The following is a 20,976-nucleotide window of genomic DNA, read 5'->3' on the forward strand; positions in this document are numbered from 1 at the left end:
ATCGGTTTCTTTTGCCAATATGTGACGACATAGTAATATAACGTTATTTTAACGCATGTTGATATTTTGATTATATAAAGCCTTTCCGACAGGTGCAAGTATTTTTCAAAAAGCAAGAAAACTCTGGCGTCGATCACACTCTAAAAAAAGAGGACGGACATAGCGTCCGCCCTCTTTTGTAGCGCCTGGCTCCCTAGATCCACACCCAGTAAACGAAGACGATGATCGCGACCAGAATGAAGAACAACCCGGCGAAAATGCTGACTCGTGCAAACTCGTGGCCTTTTTGATCCATGTGCATCCAAACAAACAGTTGGAACAGCGCCTGAACGAAGGCCAGTACGACGATGAACGGTACGGTGAAACCGGCCGGAACCACTTCATACGCAACGGCAATGAATGCCAGTGCGGTCAATACGAGAGATCCGATGAAAGCAACCACGTGTCTTTTGGGACCATCGTGTTTTACTTTCGGTTTGCGTACCTCTTCATTTTGAGCATGTGCCCCCATCGATTACCCCACCTTTCCACCGATCATACCCATGAGATATACCACGGTAAAGATGAATACCCACACGACGTCGATAAAGTGCCAGTACAGGCAGGCCAGGTAGAACTTCGGAGCCGTTACTACCGTCAAGCCTTTTTTCACGGCCGACAGCTGCAACAGGACGATCCACAGGATCCCGAACGCTACGTGGCCCCCGTGGAAGCCGACCAACGTATAGAACGCGGAACCGAATGCACTGGTCGAGATTTTGTGTCCTTCATGCACATAATGCACGAACTCGTAAATCTCCAACGCCAGGAATCCGAGACCGAGCAATACCGTGATGGTCAGCCATACCTGAATCATCTTCAGGTTTTTCTTGTGCAGAGCGAGTGTAGCCATCACGCTGGTCATCGAACTGGTGAGCAGGAGGATGGTTGCGGCTGCAACCAGCGGCATGTCAAATAACTGCTGGGAGGTAGGACCGCCGTTCACCTGATCGCGGAGCGCGATGAACGTTGCAAACAAGGAACCGAAAAGAACGGTCTCTCCGCCAAGGAAGAGCCAGAAGCCAAGAATCTTGTTCTTGCCTTCCAGGGTGGCTTTTTCCGGTTCATCAGGTAATACTGCATTTGCATGATGTGTAGCCATTAAGCCTTAACCCCTTTCTCTTCGATTTCATCCTCATGAATATGATAACCAGGATCATCTTTTACAGAACGGACGAACATGCAGGCGAACGTTACGAGCAAGCCGGTGGCCACGACAAAGTAGTTGTGGTACATGAAGCCGTAGCCCGCTACAAACAAGCCGACAGACATCAGGAAAGGCAAAAACGATGGCGACGGCATGTGGATATCCCCAAGCGGTTCAGCAGGTGTCATGCCTTTGTTGCCGGCCATTTTCTCGATCCAGAAGGCATCCAGACCGCGTACCAGCGGTGTTTGCGCAAAGTTGTACTCAGGTGGCGGCGACGGAATCGACCACTCCAGCGAGCGTCCGTCCCACGGGTCGGCCGGAGCGCGTTTTCCTTTGGCAGACACAGCGATGTTCACCAGGAACAGAATCGTACCGATCGTCATACCGAATACCCCGATGGTACTGATGAAGTTCCCCACATCGAGATCCTGGCCTTGCAGGTAGGTGTAGACGCGACGCGGCATCCCCATCAGGCCCAGGAAGTGTTGCGGGAAGAAGGTAAGATGGAAACCGATGAAAAACGTCCAGAAGTTCCATTTACCGAGCGTTTCATTGAGCATTTTTCCGAACATTTTCGGCCACCAGTAGTACAGACCTGCGAACAGACCGAACACGAGACCCCCTACGATAACGTAGTGGAAGTGCGCTACGACGAAGTAGCTGTCGTGGTATTGGTAGTCAGCTGGCGGAACCGCAAGCATGACCCCGGTCATACCACCGATCGTAAATGTCGGAATGAAACCTACTGCAAACAGGTTTGCGGTAGGGAAGCTGATTTGGCCGCCCCACATGGTCAACAGCCAGTTGAAGATTTTGATACCCGTCGGCACCGCAATCAGCATCGTTGCCAGACCGAACAGCGTATTGGCGATCGCTCCCAAACCGGTTGTAAACATGTGGTGAGCCCACACCATGAAGCCGAGGAAGCCGATCAGCGCGGTTGCGAATACCATCGAGCTGTAACCGAACAAACGCTTTCGGGAGAACGTAGAAATGACTTCAGAGATCACACCGAATGCAGGAAGAATCAGGATGTATACTTCGGGGTGACCGAAGATCCAGAACAAGTGCTCCCAAATCACCACGTTACCGCCCGCATCCGGGTTGAAAAAGTTACCGCCGAACAAGCGGTCGAACATCAAGAGAACCAGACCTACGGTAATCGCCGGAAACGCGAACAGAATCAGACCGGATGTTACAAACGACGTCCAGGTGAACAGTGGCATGCGCATGAATGTCATCCCTGGAGCACGCATGTTGATGATCGTAACCAGGAAGTTGATACCACCGATCAGCGTACCAAGACCGGCAATTTGCAAACCGAGAACGTAGAAGTCCACGCCTCTGCCGCTATATTGGTTCAAAGCCAACGTCGTATAGGACGTCCAGCCGGCATCCGGTGCTCCACCAAGGAACCAGCTGGTATTCAAGAGCACTCCCCCGAAGAAGAACAACCAGAACCCGAGAGAGTTAACAAAAGGGAAGGCGACGTCCCGTGCACCAATTTGCAAAGGAACGACAGCGTTCATCAGCGCGAAGATGATCGGCATGACTGCCAGGAAAATCATCGTGGTGCCGTGCATGGTAATCAGTTCGTTAAACGTCTTGGCACCAACTACGTTAGACTCTGGATACATCAACTGCAAACGGATCAGCAGGGCCTCAAAACCGCCAGCCAGAAAGAAAATACCGCCGGCAATCAAGTACAGGATCGCAATTTTCTTGTGATCGACTGTCGTGAGCCAATCCCACAGCCCTGAGCGCTTTGGTGCGGGTGCGTGAGAAGCATGTGCAGACACAGGTTTACCTCCTTTTTAAGCGTCACTGCCTATGACGAATGTCATTGATCTTTTTCCTTCACGCTGAGCGTAGACATGTACTCTACAAGCGCTTTCACTTGTGCATCGTCGAGGTTGAGGTTAGGCATGTTGTTGCCCGGTTTTTCTTTTTGCGGATCTTTCAGCCACTTCGCCACATTTTCTGGCGTATGGGCAAGAATCCCTGCTACGCGCTCACGATCTGCGAAGTTGGTCAGGTTTGGACCCAGTTTGCCGCCTTTGCCGGCAATGGCATGACAGCCGAGACAGCTTTTGTTGAAGATTTCTTGGCCTTGTTTCGCCCCTGGCGAAAGAGCAACTGCCGGTTCTTTGGACTGAACGCCCTTCATGGCGTTTGCCCATTTGTCAAAGGCAGCCTGATCCATGACTTCCACCTTGAAGTCCATCAAGGCATGGGACGCTCCACAGAGCTCCGCGCACTTCCCGTAGTAAATGCCTGGCTTGTCTGCTTGCAGCCAAATTTTGTTCTCCTGCCCTGGGTTCGTATCAATCTTACCGCCCAACGCCGGAATCCAAAATGCGTGGATCACGTCCGCAGAAGTCACATGGAATTGAACCTTTTTGCCGACTGGCAGTACCAGGTCCTGTGCGGTCGTTACTCCCAGATCCGGATACTCGAATTCCCACCAGAACTGGTGAGCGGTCACCTTCACTTGAAGCGCTTCCTCTTTTGGATATTCCTTGTGCAGAGCGAAACCGGTTGTAACAGTTGGAATCGCCATGACAATCAGGAGCAGGAAAGGAATAACCGTCCAAAGAATTTCAAGTGCATGATTGCCTTCGACCTGTTTGGGAATGCCTTGCTGTCCTGGGCGCTTACGATATCGAATAAGGACGTACGTAAAGATCAGCATAACGACAAGGAAGACGCCGATCATGATAGCGGAGGACAGCTTCATTAGGTCATACTGCATCGCAGCAACCGGGCCGGAAGGCTTGAGCGCTGAGAGCTCATCTTTGCCACACCCGGTTAACACCAGCGCCAGCAGACCAAAAAGAGATAGCTGACGCCAAAACTGTTGCCAACCCTTCATACCTATGAACCCCTCTTTCTTCGTGTTGGTAACGTTCTAGCCACGCTTGCAAACTAGAAGCTTGCGTACCCTTTCCTTTGCGCAAGAATAGCTAGCTATACTTTCCCCCACTATCATGCCCAATCCGGAAAAGTATTAGCATTCATTCCAGCGACAAACAAAAGAGTAAAGACCAGGAAAGCAGACTTCTACCAATGCGTGGTAACCCTTTAAGTATACATAAATTTTCCTTAATCTACAGGCTATTTGTTATCATTTTGTTAACAAATTTATGAACAAATTTGTGAACTTTCCAGATAAATGTACCCAATTTAGGGAAGTTAAAGGAGATTTGCATACAAAAAAGACCACTTTCACCATTCTATGGAGCCATATCCGGGGCATAGACCCAGGCTGCATTCTACGTAAACGCTTCCATTTGGAATCTGGAAAAAAGTCGCCCTCTTGACAAAATCGCAAACGTTTCTCTAGCAAGTCAGCGCGATGCGAGTTTTCGGCGAGTGCCTCCTCTTTTGGACGCAAGTAGCAAAAAGGACAGCCCTCCCGTCTTCTGACGACGTCGGAGCTGTCCTCTAACCTGCGCGGCTCTGTCCTCTATTCATTTCCCGACCGGATGGCTCTAAGCAGCCACGTATGCTGCAAGTATTCCGCCACCCCGTAAAGGATCGCAACAAAACCTGCCCCGATGGGCGAGATTCGGGCGTCTGGCAAAAAGACAACGCTGCCGTAGACGATGAGAAAGCCTGCAATCAAATCGCTAGCGGTCGCGAGCCACAGACTGCCTGGCGCAAGAATGGCTCTGTCCAGAAAAAAACCGGCAATGGCAAGGACAAAACCCCCCCCGACAGACTGGTACAGGTTCGCATAATTCACCTCGGGAAAGAGAGCGTCGGCCAAAACCACCAAGACCGGGCTTACAAGCAACTTCATCCAGAGACCGTCCACGTATGTTCCCACTCCTTTGCTGGGGTCTTCTCAGTATGCCCCGCTTTGAACCGACAATTCCCTCCCTCCTTCCCCTTGTCAGCGCAGCCACTGGCTAATCCCATCACTCATCGGCTTGTAGATCATTTCCATCACATAGACGGGATTGGGGATCTGCCCGTATTGCGTAGCGGCGTATAGCCCAACGCTCAGTACGAGCATCGCGACGAAGACGGTCATTTCTTTTTTTTGGTTCGTGCGGATCAGTCTGGGCAGCTCGTACAGGCATACGATGATCGAAACGAGCACAACCGTCAGCGTAGACATGCATCCTTCTCCTCGCTTTTGTCACTTCTCGTGAAAGGGGTTGTTGATTGTCCCCAAACGCCTGATTTTGACCTCCGCCTTGATCTGTACCGGCAGCTTGGCAAACTCTTGGTCCCAATTCTTCTCCAACTGCTTCCACACCTTCGGGTATTGGCGGTGGATCGCATCGCCGAATCCGAAAATGTCTACTCCCTTTTGCTTGGCGTTGGCGACAGCGCGCATGCCCGTTTCGACCATCCTTTTCTCTGCTTCTCTTTTCACTTGCTCGATCGTCTCCCGCTTGGTCAAATCGATTTGGCACTGCACTTCGCCGATGTCATTTTCCAATTGAATGAGAACTGTGATTTCCGGCTTGCCGTTTTTCAGGCTGGCCTGGATTTTGGACTCCGCCTTCATGATTTCCATCGTCAGTCGACCTCCGCCTTTGCACGGGAGGCTGCCAGCCGTACCCTTCACGTTTCCGGCAATGTAGTTGTACGCTTTGCTGTCCGCTTCATTCAGCCAGCCGATCAGCTTGTCTCCGCGAAATGCCGCCAGTGTGGAGTATTCCAGCAACACGTTGGAATCGATCTGCTCTACGTCGCTCCTCTGATCCCCCTCCGAAGCGGGACCCGTCAGTCGAATGCCCGTCAGCACTGCCTGCTTTCCGTTGTTCGTCAAATCGGCAATTAGCTGGTCCAGTGTAACCGCCACAGTCGGTGCCCATGTCTGCGAGGAGGTTTCCAGCGAAGCGAACATCTCGTTGGCGGGAATTTGCTCAAGCGGGGTAATCACCTTCAAAATATTGTGCGCCGTCGTCCCGCGGGCCACGGCAATGTAAAAATCGGTACGGAATTCATGGTCGCGCGACACAAAATCAAGCACGGGAGCAATTCCTTCCCGCGCCATCGCCTCGCCCAGTATCAGCATCCTTGTATGCGACATATAGATTTTGCGGGGAGAAATCGTCGTCATTTTTCGCAGCGCCTCAAAAACCGTGGGGGCATTCATCGAAAACAGCGTGACAGGCGCTCTCCCTGGCTTCCCTTTGTTGGCCGCGACTTCCCCCGGGTCCACCACCTGGACGGAGACGGTATACCCGTGCTCTGCCTTGTCAATTCCGACCCCAACGCATATAGCGAGATCGTTCAGCTCTTTGCGGTTCCAGCAACCGGACAGGAGCATGACCAGCGCGATGCAGAGAAGCACTTTTATGCCTTTCATGGAAGTCCACTCCTTTGCGTTTCATGCGCTACTTGCCAGGCGGGGTTGGCTTCATTTTCGTTGACTGGCGAAGCAGATTGCGCTTGCTGATCGACTCCGGCCGCTTGTCCAACGCCCAACGGGGAAGGCGCAGGATCGTATCCCGCTGCTCCTTGAACGAAAACGGGGCAAACGTGCTCATGTAGGGAACGCCAAACGAGCGCAGACTGCACAAATGCAGCACCAGAGCGAGTACCCCGACGATGATGCCGTAGATGCCAAAGGAAGCCGCCAACAGCATCAAGGGAAAGCGAAGGATGCGTACGGGAATCGACATGTTGATCGCCGGAAAAATGAAGCTGGAGATCGCCGTAATCGAGACGACAATGACCATCGCGGCAGACACGATTCCCGCCTCTACCGCAGCCTGGCCGATGACCAGCGTCCCGACAATGGAGATGGCTTGCCCGACAGCGCGCGGCATGCGAATTCCCGCCTCCCGCAAAATCTCGAACGCAATCTCCATCAAAAGCGCCTCCACTAAAGCCGGAAAAGGCACGCCCTCCCGCTGCGCCGCCAGACTGATCAGCAACTGGGTGGGCAGCATCTCCTGATGGAAGGTCGTAATCGCGATGTAGAGGGACGGCGCAAGCAAAGCGATAAAAAAGCAGATAAAGCGCAGCATCCGAATCAGCGTACTGAAATCAGCCCGCTGGTAGTAGTCTTCCGCCGAATGAAAAAACTCGACAAACAGGGAAGGGACAGTCAGCACAAACGGAGTGCCATCCACGAGGATCGCCACCCTGCCCTCCAGCAAATTGGCGGCAATCACATCGGGGCGCTCGGAGTTGGAGATCGTGGGAAACGGCGTGTACACGGCATCCTGAATCAGCTCCTCGATCATCCCGCTCTCCATAATGCCGTCCAGATCAATCCGGTCCAGCCGGCTGCGGACTTCCTCGACAACGCCTTCCTCGACCAGACCTTTGATGTACACGACCGCGACTTCCGTCTTCGTCACTTCTCCGATTCGCCGCGTCTCGACCCACATCTTCTCACTGGCGATTCGCCTGCGCAAAAGCGTAACGTTCGTCCGCAGGCTCTCCGTGAAGCCTTCCCGCGGACCGCGAATGACCGTTTGCGCTGTGGGTTCGGTCACCCCTCTGTCCTTCCAATCCTGCAAGCCGATCGCAATCGCCTGCTCGTATCGATCCACGAGCAAGATGACGCACCCGGAGAGCATGGCCGTAAACAGCTCGGGAAAATTGTCAACATCGCCGATATCGCCCACGGTTAAAACCGCATCCTTTAAAAAGGAAACGAGTTCTTCCTCGCGTTCCAGCTCTCGTTCTTTGAAGCGCGTCTTGTAAAGCAGGCTGTTGATCAAAACACCCTGCACCATGTGCGTGTCGACCATACCATCCGTATACATCACAGCAGCACGGACAGGCTCTCGGCTGTCCAGAACCAGTTCCCGAATCACAATGTCATTGCTGTATCCTAGCGACTCTTTTACATAACGAACATTCTCATCTAGGCAGGGGCCAATTCGAGCCATGTCATTGCTCCTTACATGGGCCATTATGTATCCAGTTTTTCCACCCGTGTCTGTTGCTAAACGAAAAGAACGGAAAACGTCCCCTGGGCAAAAGAAAAAGACTTCTCCTCATTCGCTTCCGAGAGGAAAAGTCTTTGGATTGGAGACAACATGCCTGACAGGACAAAGGCTTAGCCCGCAGCCGACTGGTCGGGCTCGTCAAAGGAAGGATCGTACCATTCCACCTTGTGCGTCTTTTGAAGCTCATTCAGCCAATTGCTGTAGTTTTCGCTGCGATTCTTATCCGTCAAAACAGATTTGATCTGCTCCCGTACCTTTTCGAATTCCGGCGTCGGCGATCCCATCTGCTGCTTGTTCTCGTCGTAATACTTTCTGATCTGTTCATCCGTAACCGGAAACGCCTTGTCGAGCAGCTTGTCGCGCGTCATCAACACCGTCAGCTTCTCACGCAGCTGTTGCTCGGTCATGCTCATGCTCCGCAAATAGTTTTGGAACGCTTCCTCCGAACCCGCCTGCTCTTTCATCGAGGCAATTTCCTTGTCCATTTCTTCCTTGGTCACCGTGACGTTTTGCGCCTTGGCTTCCTGCGAGATCAGCGACTGGGCGACCAGCTCGTGTATCATCTGCTTGCCGTACATCGTTTTCATTTCATGATACAGCTGATATTGCGTAATCGAGGTATCGCCAGCCTTGACCAGAACCGGGTCCTTCTCTGCTTCTCCTGCCTGGTAGACACCGAGTACAGCCAGTCCGGTGAGTAAAACGGCAACCGAGAGTATAGAAACGTCGAACTTCTTCACTTGGATATCCTCGCTTTCTGTTATCTGACCACCAAGTATAGTCAGAAGATACGGTAGAAAAATGGAAAGAGCATTCCACAACTTTTCCACATTCTTATCGAAATGGCGCAAATGGCGCGCCAATCATGGCGGCTATATGAAAAATCGGGTAAAAAAGGAAGTGAGAACGGAGGCGATGACGGGACCCAAAACGGCCCATATTTGTAAAAAACGTTCCTGCCTTCTGCTTTTGTCCCCTACTATGATCTGTGCGAGATTTTCCTTGTCCCGATTGTCGTTGTTCACTAGCTGCATAATGATGTCTTTCTCTTTACTCGCTTCTTCTTCTCGTACTTTCAGTTCCGTCTGTAGTTTCGCAATCGCTTGCAACAAATCAATGCGTACGTCTTCCATGCGCTCCAACCTGTGTTCGATTCGTTCCAACCACTTTGTTACGATCGTCATTTGTCCCTCAAGCTGGTCGATTCTTTCTCCGAATTTGTCCAGTTTTTGATAGATACGCTGCATCTGCGTGTCGGTGTCTCTTTGGTTGTCCTGATTCCCCGGCGTCATAGGTCACACCTCCTCCGTCCCTTCTTATACCTTGTTTATGAAAATCGTGATGCCATTGCTTGTACGGTTATCCCTTCCTTGGAGCCGGGGCGCAAAAAAGGCTGCGCGCCGCGTTTTTCCAAATCGTTGCCGATGCGCTACAATAGAGGGACGACCCATTGCCATTCGTTAGAAGGAGAAGGAGGAACCCATGGCAGCCTTGCTGGAAGTAAGCAACGTGACGGGCGGATACTCCCCGAGCCACCCTGTCATCAAAAAGATCTCGTTTGCTGTTCACGCCCGCGAAATCGTCGCGCTGATCGGGTTGAACGGCGCCGGAAAAAGCACGACCATCAAGCATATTCTCGGACTTTTGCAGCCGCTGGACGGCTCGATCCGGATTGCGGGCCAATCGTTTCCATCCGCTCCAGACAGCTATCGCCTCTCGTACGGCTACATTCCCGAGTCTCCCATTTACTACGAGGAGCTGACGCTCTGGGAGCATATCGAGCTGATGGCGATGAGCCACGGCCTGGCCCAAGAAGAGTTTTCCCGGCGGGCCGAGCTTCTGCTCAAGGAATTTCGCATGGAGGAAATGAAGAATCGCTTTCCCCAGCAGTTTTCCAAAGGCATGCGGCAAAAGCTCATGATTATGATGGCGCTTCTCGTACAGCCCCCGCTCTATATCGTGGACGAGCCGATTCTCGGCCTGGACCCGCTGGGGATACGCTCCTTGCTGACGTGGCTGGAACGCTGCAAGCAACAGGGCGCAGGCATTCTGATGTCCACGCATATTTTGGCCACCGCAGAGAAGTATTGCGACCGCTTCATCATATTGCACAAAGGGGAAATCAAAGCCCAGGGCACGCTGGACGAGCTTCGTCAGTTCACCGGGCTGTCCAACCATTCCCTGGATGACATCTATTTGCATATCGTAGAGGATGAAAAGCCGTGAAGATGAATGCCGATCGCTTGTTTCGAGAGAGGCTGCACGCCTTTTCTACAGAATTCATCACGTATGCGCGGTATATGGCCAATGGCGGCGTCCTGTATCTGTTCGTCATCCTGAGCGGGGTCCTGTCGCTTTATTACCGCAGCCTGCTCGCGATAATTCCCCCCTGGTTTCCGCTGACGCATGGCCTGGCACTGGTCATTGCCCTGTTCGTCACGCGCAGCCCGCATCGCACCTTTTTGCTGGAAGCGGATCTGCTCTTCCTCGCTCCGCACGAGACGAGGCTCGACGGTTATTTTCGCAAAACGCAAGTCTATAATTTTGTCGTACAGAGCAGTGGTTTGTTTGTGCTGTTGCTCCTGCTCTCGCCCATGTACGCGGGAGTCGTCGGGGCAAACGGCGTGCAACTGTGGCTGTACTGGCTGGTGCCTTTTCTCCTGAAAGGCTGGAACGTCCACAGCAGTTGGACTTTTTTGCGCCTGTCCGCGAAAAAAACGGAGAGGCTGTACACGCTCGTCCGCTTTGGCCTGTCCTACCTCGTGCTGGCATGGGTATTCAGTGCCGGGCAGTTTCTCAGCTTCGGGCACGTGCCTTTTGGCGGCGTGATTGCCGCGGCTCTCTTCGTCTGGCTCCATGCCCATATGCGCAAGATACAGGCCAAACTGCCGCTGCAATGGTACCGCCTGCTCGCGATGGAAAGCAGGTTGCGGCAGCGGTTTTATCAATTCGCGAACAACTTTCGGGACGTTCCCGCCATCCAGCGCCAGGTAAAGCCGCGCTTTTGGCTGACGGCGGTGACCCGGCTTTTGCCGTACGGCCAGGCGTATACGGCGCGGCATTTATTCGTAAAAACGTTCCTCCGCTCCGGCGAACTGGCCGGGATGTATGGACGGCTGGTCCTGATCGGCACCGTTCTTGTGCTGCTTCTGCCCGTGCTGCTGGCAAAAGCGGTAACGGCGGCCCTTTTGCTGTTCATGACGGCAATTCAGCTAAACAGCCTCTGGCGGCAGCAGAGCAATCGAAGCACGGGGCTGCTCTTCCCTGTTCCCGCGCCTGCGCAACGGCGTGCCTTTGTCTGGCTGCGCTCGGTTTTGCTGCTGCTACAGGGAGCTGTACATATCGCGGCAGGCATGTGGTAGAAAAAACCAGCCCTACGCCAGGAGACAAATCCTGTGCGAAGGGCTGGTTTTTCTCGTAGCCTTGCCAACTGCGGGCAGAGCTTACAAACGGAATGCATCCACTTTTTGGCGCAGTTCCTGAATATTTTCCGTGACCTCCTGAATTTCGGCGACAAACTGATCGACGTTGCCGCTGACTTCGTGAATCGTAGCCGTTACCTCCTCGGTGGCGGCTGCCGTCTGCTGGGAAATGGCGGTGACCGTCAAGATGGATTCGTTCACTTTGTTTTGTCCGTGCTTCATCGTCTCCACGCTGGACATGACGTTGGCAAGCGACGCCTTGAGCGTGTTCGTGATGTCCGACAGCTCCGTGATTTCCTTTGCCACCGCATCGAGACGCTGCGTCCCGGCGTTGTAGCGGTTCAAGGTCCCGTTCGTTTTTTCCGTCGCCTGCTTCACCTGGTCCTGAATGTCCTTGATGCTTTCCTGGATCACCAGTGTCGCCGCTCCCGTCTGCTCGGCCAATTTGCGCACCTCGTCTGCCACTACCGCAAATCCGCGTCCCGCCTCCCCAGCGCGAGCGCTCTCGATGGCGGCATTCAAGGCAAGCAAGTTGGTCTGTCCGGCAATTTGCTGGATCGTTTCGATCACGTCATTGATGCTGCGCGATTTTTCTTCCAAAATCGTCATCGTCTGTTGTACGTCGCGGAACTGGTTGTTGGTTTCCGTTCCGTCCGCGAGAAACTCCTGTAGCACGCGATAACTGCTCTGACCGATGTCCGATACGTGGTTGGACACCGTGTCCATCGCTTCGATTGCGCGATTCAGCTCGGACAGCTCGCTCAAAAATTCCTGGACGGTTTGCACGGCCGTTTCCATCGCGGTGGCGGTTTGCTCATTGCCAGACGCAATTTCCTGGCTGGTGATGACGATGTTCTGGTTCTGCTCTCGAACAGACGAGGCGCCTTGGCGGATGGAAACAGCCATATTGTCGATGCGCTCCGTCGTCTCCTTGACGCCGCCGATGATTTGGCGCAGCTGGGTCGTCATCTCGCGAAAAGCCACCACAATGCGCCCGATCTCATCGTTTCTGTTCGTAACCGCGATCTGCGTCTCCGTCAGGTCCCCTCCGGCAATGCGTGCGGATGCCTCCTGGACGACCCCCAACGGACGCAGCATTTTTCTCACTGCCACGTACACGGAAAGAAGCGCGATCGCTGTGACGGCCACCATGAAGGCAATCAGGCGCGGCATCGTTTCAGCCAGGACCAGCTGGTTGATCTGCTCGACCTTTTCCGCCGCCGTATCGACGCCAAGCACGGCGATGACTTTTCCGGACTTGTCCAGAATCGGCGCAAACGCACTGAGGTACGCTCCGTACACAGGGTCATGCACGATCGGCGTACTGTTGGTCCCGCCTTGAAGCGCAGGCGAAATGTCAGCGAACGTGGTCGAAGTCGTAGGCTGGCCAATCTGGAAGTTTTCGTCCACCAATCCATCCACCATCATCTTGACCTTTTCTCCATCGGCCTGGACGATGTACACAAAGAGCGCCCCCGTCTTTTCCAAATAATCCCTCAGCGTTTCGTGAAGGGACTGATAATCCTCATTTTTCTCTGGCTGAGCCAAAAATTTCGCCAGCTTTTCCGCATCGATTTTCGAAGCAATATGCACGGCCGTTCCGATGCTTGAGCGCGAAAGTGTACGTTCAACGGTCGTTGCGCTGTTTTGGTTCATCATGAAAATAGTAACGGCCATCATGACCACGACAATTACGGCGACAAGCGCAACCACACGACTAGCCAGGCTCTTACTCATCCTTGCTCACTTCTCCTTCACCCTGTCCAATAGATTGATACATCCTTACAAGGAAGACGGCTCTTCCAGCAAAAAACGCCCCAAAGGGCGCTTTTTTTGTCAAAACACTCCCTATTTGTCTTATCGACAAAAGGCAGCCTGCTGATTACGAGTATTCGCCGGCGATTTTGCCACAATCACGAAGCGGTGGTTGGGAATATCGACATAACCGAGAGGCTCCATCCGCTTTTGCAGCTCGAGGAGCGCATCTGCGTATCGCTCCACACTGAAATCGCGAATTTGCCACTCGATCGCCTTCAAATAGTAGACAATCGCTCCGACATCATAGAATCGGGTGAAGGTCATTTCCTCTTTTTCCAGCAAAATGGAAAACCCTGCCTTCCGCAGTTGTTCGGTGGCAAACGACAGCTTCCAATGCAAGTAATCCGGCGGAATCGGTGCACCGAGCAGACGGTTCAACTCCAGATTATCCTGACCGCCAACCTGCTGTGTGACAAAGGTTCCGCCGGGCGCAAGCAGCCGAAGAAGCTCTTCGGGGCAATACGATTCGTGCCGATTGATGATAAGCTCGAACGAGTGATCCTCAAAAGGAAGCACATCCTCGCCATCCGCCTCGATGACCTGAATGGAGAGCGGCTCCAGGTTTGCCCGCGCTACTCCTACGTTTGGCGGATACCCTTCTGTGGCAACTGTCCGCGCAGGATGCGGCTTCAACGCAGCCAACAGTTCTCCCCCGCCTGTGCCCATGTCGAGCATGGAGCTGACGCCATTCATGTGCCGTTGGACCATGCTCGGATAATTCCAGGACAACGGCGCTTCCTGCATCCTGCCTGTTTCCGTCAGCCGCTTGAAATCCCAACCGGCAAACGGCGCTTCTGCTTCGCGTTTCCAAGCTTCGATTCCTGTCTTTTGGTTCATTCTTGTTCTCCTCCTTTTTCGATAGACAGCCAGTGTTTGCGCAAAACAGCCAGCCCAGGCGGAGAACGGCAACGAACAGAGCGTTGTTACGTTTCAACAAAATCGAACGACATGCGGGTCTATTCACCTCTGCTTTCGGGTATCCGTCCGGAGGCGGAGGAAGAATACGGCCCCGGTACGTTTGGCTGACCCCCGAACCTCTCTATCATGGAAGAATGGAATGGATACGGGAGGAATGATGGATGACAGATTTTGAAGTGCTCGCCGGAATTCACTACGGCTTGTTTCTCATTTTGGTTCTCACGGCACTGATCCCTGCAATCAAGGCCAACGCGCTCGTCTATCAGCCAACCAGATCGGCGCTGGCAAAAAAGGCTCGTGCGACATTCTTTGGGGTGTGGCCGTCCGTGCTTGTATTCGCCGGACAGCTGCTCGTCTCCTGCCTTCTTTTTCAATCGTATGGTTGGCTCTACATAAAGGATCAGACGCTCGGATTCTTTCCGCTGATAGCTGCCCCTTTGCTCGCGGTTCTTTGCCTGTCCCTGCCCCGCTTGCGGCAGTTGGCGACGGAGTCTGACCTGATCGAGGCGGATTGGCGAAAAGCCGCAGCAGCCCCTGAACTGATCGTCCCGCTACAGGCAACTGTTCTTGGCAGCTTGACGGCCTGCTTCCTCCAGCTTGTCTACCCCGCCATCACTCTGGAGCCATCGATTCTCCTGCTGGCCTGGGGCGTGCTTGTGGCAGTCACCTCTGCTCTCTGGATCATGCAATCGTGGAAACAGCAGCGTTGCTGTTGCTCCGAGGAATGGAAGCCCCCTGCGCCTCTTTTTCGGTTTTTGCGCGCGATGGCTGTTCTCGTGATCCTGTCTGCTGCAATCGCTTTCGGGGGGCAACAGGCGCTTTTGGCCAGTCGATTGCCTGCGCAGTTCAAAATGGCCGAACATACGAACATCGACACCGGACGAAGCACGGCGCTGGCGGCCCATGCCGAGCATGCCGCCGCTCCTTCTGCGATCCGGACAGTGAGCGTGGCAGACTTGACCGGACCACGCGAAGGAAAAGCGGATCGCCACTTCCAATTGACGGCGCAAAAAGCCACGGTGCGGCTGTCATCGGAAAAAACGCTGGAGGCCTGGACGTTTAACGGGCAATACCCGGGGCCGGAGCTGCGAATCAGGCAAGGCGAGCTGGTCGAGGTCGTGCTGGAAAACAAGGATATTGCGGATGGCGTCACCATCCACTGGCACGGTCTGAACGTCCCCAATGCCGAAGACGGCGTGGCAGGCGTCGCTTTTCGCGCAGACAATCCCGGCCTGTGGATGGATCACTGCCACAACCAGAACCACGCCTCGCTCGGCATGAGCATGCACCTGTTGTACGAAGGGGTAACTTCCCCTTACGAAGTCGGTCACGCAACCCGCAATCATCCGGAATAATTTCAGGCAATAAAAAGGCAGCCTGCTGTATGCCAGGCTGCCTTTTTTTCACGAGCTTACCAAGAGCGACGTCCGCAGCACGGCGGCGGACATTGTCGACAGTGATCGGGGCATCTCCGTCTGCGATTCCAGTCTTGCCCTCTGCCTCTGCCGTGATCCCAGCCTGGCGGGCGTTGGCCGTCCCGTTGCGAAGGATAGTAGGAAGAGCGGCCATAGGAAGAAGAAGAGTACGATGACGCCCAGTTTGTGCTTGGATAATACATGCTGTCGCCTTCTTTCTCGTTGGTTTTGGTGACTATACGTTTATATGCAGCGACTGATTCAGCCGCATAGACGATGATCCTGCGCCGGGGAAAAACAGGTGACTACCTATGTTTCCTATCACTCCCCTCTCCCTGTGCGCCACCTGACAAAAAATAGAAAATCCGGAGCATTCCTTTAGGGAATGTCCGGATTTTGACGTTGTTCGTCCCTGTTTTCCCATGCTTTCGCCCACAGCTCTTTGCGCGAAGTGGTGACAGAGGTTGCACCTGCCTGCAGAGCCCGCTCCACGTCTTCCTGCGTACGGATGAAGCCGCCCGCAATCACCGGAATCCGGGTGCGTTCGGTAATCTCCTCGATCAGATGGGGAATGATCCCCGGCAATACCTCGACGTAGTCCGGTTTCGTCCGCTCCAACTGCGTGAGGCTGCTGTCCAGCGCCATCGTATCAATGAGAAAAAGCCGTTGGATGGAGATCAGCCCTTTTTTCTTCGCGGCCAAGATCACGCTGTTTCTCGTCGTGATGATTCCGTCGGGCTTCACTTCCTGCGCAAGAAATTCCATCGCGTACTCATCCGACTTCAAGCCATCGATGAGATCGGCGTGAATCAGCAGTTTTTTGCCAAATGCCCTCGCTCGTTTTCCCAGCGGCTTGACTTGCGCGATATGGGCATTCAGCAAAATAATGCGCTCGTAGCACGTCTCCATCAGTTCATCGAATTCTTTCAGTGTGCGGGCAGCGGGAAGAATCGGTTGATGAATCTGGTTAGCCAATCAAAAGTCCCCCCTATCGAAATGTTTTGGCAAGATGATATTCCTCGGCAAAAGCTGTCCGTTCACGGTCTTTGCGCGCGTCATCCCAGTGCAGCATGTTGGCAAGCTCATCGATTACCCGCGGATAGATGGCTTCCAGCGTGTCTCGTTCAAAAAACAGTCTGCCCGTGCGGCGAATCAAAAAGTCGCTGGCGGTCATGACCATTTCTTCTTCCACAGCGTAATGCAGTTCGGCCAAAAGCAGCGCCTCTGCCGCCGACTGCTTCGCGTCTTGCTCCAGATACTCTTGGCACATCGTCACTATTTTTTCGCTGTTGCTGCCAAATTTTCCTACAAGCCTGCGGATTTGTTCCTCGCCGATGCCCCACGCGCGCAGCCGCTCCGCCTGCTCCTTCACATAGGCGGGAATCTGATCGGCAGAGGCGAAGCTGCCGCCGGCAAGCACGATCTTGTCTGTCTGGCAAGGCTTGAACGCTCTGCCTTCCTCTGCTGTCAGCTGGTTGGCCACTACGTCCACGATGCGCTCTGCCATCTTGCGGAAACCGGTCAGCTTGCCGCCCGCAATCGTAATCAGTCCGCTTGGGGAGTAAAAAATCTCGTCCTTGCGCGACAGTTCGGACGGGGATTTGCCATCCTCGTGAATGAGCGGCCTGAGTCCCGCCCAGCTGGAGCTGACATCCTGCTCGGTCAGCTTCGCCGTCGGGAACATTTCGTTGGCGGCCCGCAGCACGTATTCCATATCTTCGCGGGTCACGGTCGGACGTTCCAGCACCCCGTCGTAGTTCGTGTCGGTCGTGCCGATATACGTGCTGTTATCCCGGGGAATCGCAAACAGCATGCGCCCGTCGGATACATCGAAGTACACGGACTGCTTGAGCGGCAGTCGGTTGTACGGGACGACCAGATGAACGCCTTTTGTCAGATGGAGCCTTTTGCCGTACAAGGAGTGGTCTTTTTCCCTGAGCTGATCCACCCACGGACCTGCGGCATTGACGATTTTTTTGGCGTGTATGGCGTACTCGGCGCCTGTGAGCAAATCCTTCGCCCGAATCCCTGTGACCTTGCCGTTCTCATACAGAAACGCTGCGGCTTCCGTATAGTTCACGCACAGGGCACCATACGCGCGGGCTGTTTTCATCACCTCGATGGTCAGACGCGCATCATCCGTCCGGTATTCGAAGTAGAGGCCGGCCCCCTTCAAAATGTCCGTGCGCAACAGCGGTTCTGCTACCAGCGCCTGCTGTTTGTTCAGCATGATGCGGCGCTCTTTGCGCGCGACTCCCGCCAAAACATCATAGATGTACAGCCCGACGGAGGTAGCGAGCTTGCCGTACGTTCCTTTTTCCACAATCGGCAAAATCATTTTTTCCGGAATGACGATATGGGGGGCGTTGCGGTACAAAATCGCCCGCTCCCGGCCGACTTCACGCACAAGCTGCACGTCGCCCTGTTTCAAATAACGCAAGCCCCCGTGCACAAGCTTCGTCGAGCGGCTGCTCGTGCCTGCGGCGAAGTCCTGCTTCTCCACCAGTCCCACGCGCAGACCGCGTGAAGCGGCGTCCAGCGCGATGCCCGCTCCTGTCACTCCGCCGCCGATAATCAAAAGATCGAGGCGCGCGCCCGCCATTTCTTCGAGACATGCCTGACGTTTTCTTGCTGACAATGTTCGTTGATCGTTCATGGTTGGTTTCATCCTTTCTCCCCCGAAAAAAACAAAAAACAGCCACTATCCAAAAGAAGCAACGAACTCGGCCATTGCCCTTTTGATACTGGCTGTCTCCACGGTCTCCACAGCAATTGATTAACTTACCTTTACTCTATTCCTCTTCGACGCAAAAATCAATGCCTAATCTTGTAACCCATCGTCGCTTGTACGGCCTGCTTCCAGCCTTCGTACAGCTCCTGGCGTCTTTGTTCTGCCATCTCCGGCACAAACGTGCGCTCCACCACTTTGTTTTGGACGATGTCTTCCTTGTTGTTCCAGTAACCGACAGCAAGCCCTGCAAGGTAGGCGGCACCGAGCGCAGTCGTCTCGTTCACGCGCGGACGCTCGACCGCTGTCGCCAGAATGTCGGCCTGGAACTGCATCAGGAAGTTGTTGGCTACAGCGCCGCCGTCTACCGCCAGCTTCTGGAGCTTGATGCCGGAATCGGCCTCCATCGCCTCCAGCACATCGCGCGTCTGGTACGCGAGCGACTCCAGCGCTGCCCGAATCAAATGGTCCTCGGTCGTTCCGCGGGTCAGGCCGAAGATCGCGCCGCGCGCCTCCATGTCCCAATACGGCGCGCCCAACCCGACAAACGCCGGAACCAGGTAGACGCCGTCCGTGCTGTCGACCGCCAGCGCATGCTTTTCCGAATCGGATGACTTCGCAAGCAGCTTCAGACCATCGCGCAGCCATTGAATCGCCGCCCCCGCCACGAAAATGCTGCCTTCCAGCGCATACTCCACCTTGCCGTCTACGCCCCAGGCAATCGTGGTCAGCAGTCCGTTTTTCGATGCCACTGCTTTCTCTCCTGTGTTCATCAGCATGAAGCATCCGGTTCCGTACGTGTTCTTGGCCGCTCCCTCCGCAAAGCACGCCTGCCCGAACAAAGCCGCCTGCTGATCTCCGGCGATCCCGGCAATCGGAATCTGCACCTGGAACACTTTTTCATCGGTATAGCCGTACAGCTCGCTGGACGGGCAGACGCGCGGCAGCATGCTTCTCGGAACTTGCAGCATGGCGAGCAGCTCCTCGTCCCACTCCAGCGTATGAATGTTGAACAGCAACGTGCGCGAAGCATTGGAATAGTCCGTCACATGCACGCGGCCGTTCGTCAGCTTCCAGATCAGCCACGTGTCGATCGTGCCGAACAACAGGTCGCCCCGCTCTGCTTTTTCCCGCGCGCCTTCCACGTGATCGAGTATCCACTTTACTTTCGTCCCGGAAAAATAGGCGTCAATCAAAAGGCCCGTCTTCTCGCGCACCATCTGCTCATAGCCTTGTTCTCTCAACTGGTTGCAAATATCGGCAGTCTGTCTGCTCTGCCACACGATTGCCTGGTAAATCGGCTTTCCGGTGTGGCGATCCCAGACGACAGTCGTCTCGCGCTGGTTGGTGATGCCGATGCCTGCGATTTGCTCCGGCTTTACGTGGTTCTCCAGCAAGACCGCCTTCAGCACGTCCAGCTGGGACTCCCAGATTTCCTCGGCGTTGTGCTCAACCCAGCCCGGTTTGGGATACAGTTGCGTAAATTCTTTTTGGGCCACCCCGATGATCGCGCCGGATTTATCGAATAAAATCGCCCGGGAGCTGGTGGTTCCCTGGTCAAGCGAAAGCATGTATTGGTTGTCCATAGCGGCTGCTCCTCCTTCTGATCGAAACATCGAATCTACTCTTTTTACGTGCGGCAGGGTCTTTTCCCTGCTTTTTTGGGGGACGAAAGCGGGGGGACTGGCCGCCTACCCATGCGATTGGGAGCGCGCCCGATCCGTTGCCAGTCGTTCTTTGCCGCTTGCAGGCGCAGCGTTTGTCTTTTTGCCCGCCATCCCGACACCGATCGCGATGACCATGAATACCGCCAGGGCCACTACTCCGGTCAGACTGTGATCGGTAAACGTCCATTTGTAGAAAAAGGCGCCGCCCACCGCTCCGATGATCGGCCCGACGACAGGAATCCAGGCATAGCCCCAGTTGGAGGGTCCTTTTCCGTGAATCGGCAGGAGAGCGTGGGCCAATCGCGGCCCGAGATCACGCGCCGGGTTGATCGCATAGCCGGTCGTTCCGCCGAGAGACAGACCGATGGCCACAATCAGGAAGCCGACGACAAACGGATTCAACCCTGCTGCAAACTGATTCGCTCCGATAGCCAAAAGACCAAGCACCAGGAAAAACGTGCCTAAAATCTCGCTGAACAAGTTGGCGGCTGTATGGGGAATCGCTGGTCCAGTGGCAAAAATGCCCAGCTTGGCTGCTGCGTCGTCCGTCTCGCGCCAGTGCGGGTAGTAAAAGATCCAGACGAAGGTCGCGCCCATGAATGCTCCGCCGAATTGCGCAATGACGTAGCCCGGCACTTGCTCCCAGGGAAACTGCCCGATGCTCGCCAGCGCGATGGTGAGCGCCGGATTCAAATGCGCGCCGCTGATGCCGCCTACCGCGTAAGCGCCGCACGCCACGGCAAGCCCCCAGCCGAGCGTAATGACGATCCAGCCGCCATTTTGCGCGTATGTCTTTTTCAGGCTTTGGCCCGCGCATACCCCTGCCCCCAAAATAATCAGGATCATCGTCCCGATCCACTCTCCTACGTAAACAGACATGTCCCTACCCCCTTTTT

19 protein-coding genes are annotated in these 20,976 nt (G+C 54.5%); 3 read left to right on the forward strand and 16 right to left on the reverse strand.

What is annotated here, in order from left to right:
* Positions 1-193: 193 nt before the first annotated feature.
* From ACTHO6_RS06240 to ACTHO6_RS06285, 10 genes are all read right to left on the reverse strand, one after another.
* A complete protein-coding gene (locus ACTHO6_RS06240; RefSeq protein WP_440240496.1) occupies positions 194-511 on the reverse strand; it encodes a cytochrome C oxidase subunit IV family protein in 318 nt (105 codons plus the stop codon).
* Between the two features lie 3 nt (positions 512-514).
* On the reverse strand, positions 515-1,141 hold the full coding sequence (locus ACTHO6_RS06245) for a cytochrome (ubi)quinol oxidase subunit III (protein ID WP_440240498.1): 627 nt from the start codon (positions 1,139-1,141) through the stop codon (positions 515-517).
* Entirely contained in the window at positions 1,141-2,988 is a 1,848-nt protein-coding gene (gene ctaD, locus ACTHO6_RS06250) for a cytochrome c oxidase subunit I (protein WP_440240500.1), read from the reverse strand. The genes ACTHO6_RS06245 and ctaD overlap by 1 nt, the downstream gene beginning before the upstream one ends.
* 41 nt (positions 2,989-3,029) lie before the next feature.
* Positions 3,030-4,061 carry a cytochrome c oxidase subunit II gene (coxB, locus tag ACTHO6_RS06255; protein WP_440240502.1) on the reverse strand — a complete coding sequence of 344 codons (1,032 nt, stop codon included), beginning with the start codon at positions 4,059-4,061 and terminating at the stop codon, positions 3,030-3,032.
* A gap of 594 nt (positions 4,062-4,655) precedes the next feature.
* A complete protein-coding gene (locus ACTHO6_RS06260) occupies positions 4,656-4,991 on the reverse strand; it encodes a DUF2512 family protein (RefSeq protein WP_440240504.1) in 336 nt (111 codons plus the stop codon).
* A gap of 93 nt (positions 4,992-5,084) precedes the next feature.
* Complete coding sequence (locus ACTHO6_RS06265) at positions 5,085-5,312, reverse strand: hypothetical protein (protein WP_440240506.1); 228 nt, start codon at positions 5,310-5,312, stop codon at positions 5,085-5,087.
* Positions 5,313-5,333: 21 nt separating this feature from the next.
* Positions 5,334-6,515, reverse strand: a complete 1,182-nt coding sequence (locus ACTHO6_RS06270) for a Ger(x)C family spore germination protein (RefSeq protein WP_440240508.1) — start codon at positions 6,513-6,515, stop codon at positions 5,334-5,336.
* Positions 6,516-6,543: 28 nt separating this feature from the next.
* Positions 6,544-8,052, reverse strand: a complete 1,509-nt coding sequence (locus ACTHO6_RS06275; protein ID WP_440240510.1) for a spore germination protein — start codon at positions 8,050-8,052, stop codon at positions 6,544-6,546.
* Positions 8,053-8,222: 170 nt separating this feature from the next.
* Entirely contained in the window at positions 8,223-8,852 is a 630-nt protein-coding gene (locus tag ACTHO6_RS06280; RefSeq protein WP_440240512.1) for a SurA N-terminal domain-containing protein, read from the reverse strand.
* A 132-nt stretch (positions 8,853-8,984) separates the two neighbouring features.
* Complete coding sequence (locus ACTHO6_RS06285) at positions 8,985-9,404, reverse strand: hypothetical protein (protein ID WP_440240514.1); 420 nt, start codon at positions 9,402-9,404, stop codon at positions 8,985-8,987.
* A gap of 190 nt (positions 9,405-9,594) precedes the next feature.
* Here ACTHO6_RS06285 and ACTHO6_RS06290 point away from each other — a divergent pair, with 190 nt between their 5' ends.
* Entirely contained in the window at positions 9,595-10,338 is a 744-nt protein-coding gene (locus tag ACTHO6_RS06290) for an ABC transporter ATP-binding protein (protein WP_440240516.1), read from the forward strand.
* 2 nt (positions 10,339-10,340) lie between these two features.
* Complete coding sequence (locus ACTHO6_RS06295; protein WP_440240683.1) at positions 10,341-11,474, forward strand: ABC transporter permease; 1,134 nt, start codon at positions 10,341-10,343, stop codon at positions 11,472-11,474.
* An 81-nt stretch (positions 11,475-11,555) separates the two neighbouring features.
* On the opposite strand, the gene ACTHO6_RS06300 is transcribed toward ACTHO6_RS06295, so the two are convergent.
* Together ACTHO6_RS06300 and ACTHO6_RS06305 are read right to left on the reverse strand one after the other, a co-directional pair.
* The gene (locus ACTHO6_RS06300) at positions 11,556-13,271 is read right to left on the reverse strand and encodes a methyl-accepting chemotaxis protein (protein ID WP_440240518.1); all 1,716 of its coding nucleotides are present in this window, start codon (positions 13,269-13,271) and stop codon (positions 11,556-11,558) included.
* Positions 13,272-13,391: 120 nt separating this feature from the next.
* Positions 13,392-14,189: a class I SAM-dependent methyltransferase gene (locus tag ACTHO6_RS06305; protein WP_440240520.1), complete on the reverse strand. Its 798-nt coding sequence runs from the start codon at positions 14,187-14,189 to the stop codon at positions 13,392-13,394.
* A gap of 242 nt (positions 14,190-14,431) precedes the next feature.
* Here ACTHO6_RS06305 and ACTHO6_RS06310 point away from each other — a divergent pair, with 242 nt between their 5' ends.
* Positions 14,432-15,625 carry a multicopper oxidase domain-containing protein gene (locus ACTHO6_RS06310; RefSeq protein WP_440240522.1) on the forward strand — a complete coding sequence of 398 codons (1,194 nt, stop codon included), beginning with the start codon at positions 14,432-14,434 and terminating at the stop codon, positions 15,623-15,625.
* A 438-nt stretch (positions 15,626-16,063) separates the two neighbouring features.
* On the opposite strand, the gene ACTHO6_RS06315 is transcribed toward ACTHO6_RS06310, so the two are convergent.
* The 4 genes from ACTHO6_RS06315 to ACTHO6_RS06330 all read right to left on the reverse strand — a co-directional run bounded on the left by ACTHO6_RS06315 (position 16,064) and on the right by ACTHO6_RS06330 (position 20,959).
* A complete protein-coding gene (locus ACTHO6_RS06315) occupies positions 16,064-16,660 on the reverse strand; it encodes a glycerol-3-phosphate responsive antiterminator (RefSeq protein WP_440240524.1) in 597 nt (198 codons plus the stop codon).
* Between the two features lie 13 nt (positions 16,661-16,673).
* Entirely contained in the window at positions 16,674-18,341 is a 1,668-nt protein-coding gene (locus tag ACTHO6_RS06320) for a glycerol-3-phosphate dehydrogenase/oxidase (protein WP_440240526.1), read from the reverse strand.
* A gap of 158 nt (positions 18,342-18,499) precedes the next feature.
* On the reverse strand, positions 18,500-19,999 hold the full coding sequence (gene glpK / locus ACTHO6_RS06325; protein ID WP_440240528.1) for a glycerol kinase GlpK: 1,500 nt from the start codon (positions 19,997-19,999) through the stop codon (positions 18,500-18,502).
* A gap of 105 nt (positions 20,000-20,104) precedes the next feature.
* Entirely contained in the window at positions 20,105-20,959 is an 855-nt protein-coding gene (locus tag ACTHO6_RS06330; RefSeq protein ID WP_440240530.1) for an MIP/aquaporin family protein, read from the reverse strand.
* Positions 20,960-20,976 lie beyond the last annotated feature (17 nt).

It is taken from the genome of Brevibacillus sp. SAFN-007a (assembly GCF_051967035.1).
In the GTDB taxonomy this organism is placed as follows: domain Bacteria; phylum Bacillota; class Bacilli; order Brevibacillales; family Brevibacillaceae; genus Brevibacillus.

What these genes read in the sequence shown, in the direction of transcription:
- ACTHO6_RS06295 (WP_440240683.1), top strand. Translation starts at nt 10,341, where the DNA reads ATGAATGCCGATCGCTTGTTTCGAGAGAGGCTGCACGCCTTTTCTACA.
- ACTHO6_RS06245 (WP_440240498.1), bottom strand. Translation starts at nt 1,141, where the DNA reads ATGGCTACACATCATGCAAATGCAGTATTACCTGATGAACCGGAAAAA.
- ACTHO6_RS06290 (WP_440240516.1), top strand. Translation starts at nt 9,595, where the DNA reads ATGGCAGCCTTGCTGGAAGTAAGCAACGTGACGGGCGGATACTCCCCG.
- ACTHO6_RS06330 (WP_440240530.1), bottom strand. Translation starts at nt 20,959, where the DNA reads ATGTCTGTTTACGTAGGAGAGTGGATCGGGACGATGATCCTGATTATT.
- ACTHO6_RS06240 (WP_440240496.1), bottom strand. Translation starts at nt 511, where the DNA reads ATGGGGGCACATGCTCAAAATGAAGAGGTACGCAAACCGAAAGTAAAA.
- ACTHO6_RS06260 (WP_440240504.1), bottom strand. Translation starts at nt 4,991, where the DNA reads ATGAAGTTGCTTGTAAGCCCGGTCTTGGTGGTTTTGGCCGACGCTCTC.
- ACTHO6_RS06265 (WP_440240506.1), bottom strand. Translation starts at nt 5,312, where the DNA reads ATGTCTACGCTGACGGTTGTGCTCGTTTCGATCATCGTATGCCTGTAC.
- ACTHO6_RS06310 (WP_440240522.1), top strand. Translation starts at nt 14,432, where the DNA reads ATGACAGATTTTGAAGTGCTCGCCGGAATTCACTACGGCTTGTTTCTC.
- ACTHO6_RS06300 (WP_440240518.1), bottom strand. Translation starts at nt 13,271, where the DNA reads ATGAGTAAGAGCCTGGCTAGTCGTGTGGTTGCGCTTGTCGCCGTAATT.
- glpK (WP_440240528.1), bottom strand. Translation starts at nt 19,999, where the DNA reads ATGGACAACCAATACATGCTTTCGCTTGACCAGGGAACCACCAGCTCC.
- ACTHO6_RS06320 (WP_440240526.1), bottom strand. Translation starts at nt 18,341, where the DNA reads ATGAACGATCAACGAACATTGTCAGCAAGAAAACGTCAGGCATGTCTC.
- coxB (WP_440240502.1), bottom strand. Translation starts at nt 4,061, where the DNA reads ATGAAGGGTTGGCAACAGTTTTGGCGTCAGCTATCTCTTTTTGGTCTG.
- ACTHO6_RS06270 (WP_440240508.1), bottom strand. Translation starts at nt 6,515, where the DNA reads ATGAAAGGCATAAAAGTGCTTCTCTGCATCGCGCTGGTCATGCTCCTG.
- ACTHO6_RS06285 (WP_440240514.1), bottom strand. Translation starts at nt 9,404, where the DNA reads ATGACGCCGGGGAATCAGGACAACCAAAGAGACACCGACACGCAGATG.
- ACTHO6_RS06275 (WP_440240510.1), bottom strand. Translation starts at nt 8,052, where the DNA reads ATGGCTCGAATTGGCCCCTGCCTAGATGAGAATGTTCGTTATGTAAAA.
- ACTHO6_RS06305 (WP_440240520.1), bottom strand. Translation starts at nt 14,189, where the DNA reads ATGAACCAAAAGACAGGAATCGAAGCTTGGAAACGCGAAGCAGAAGCG.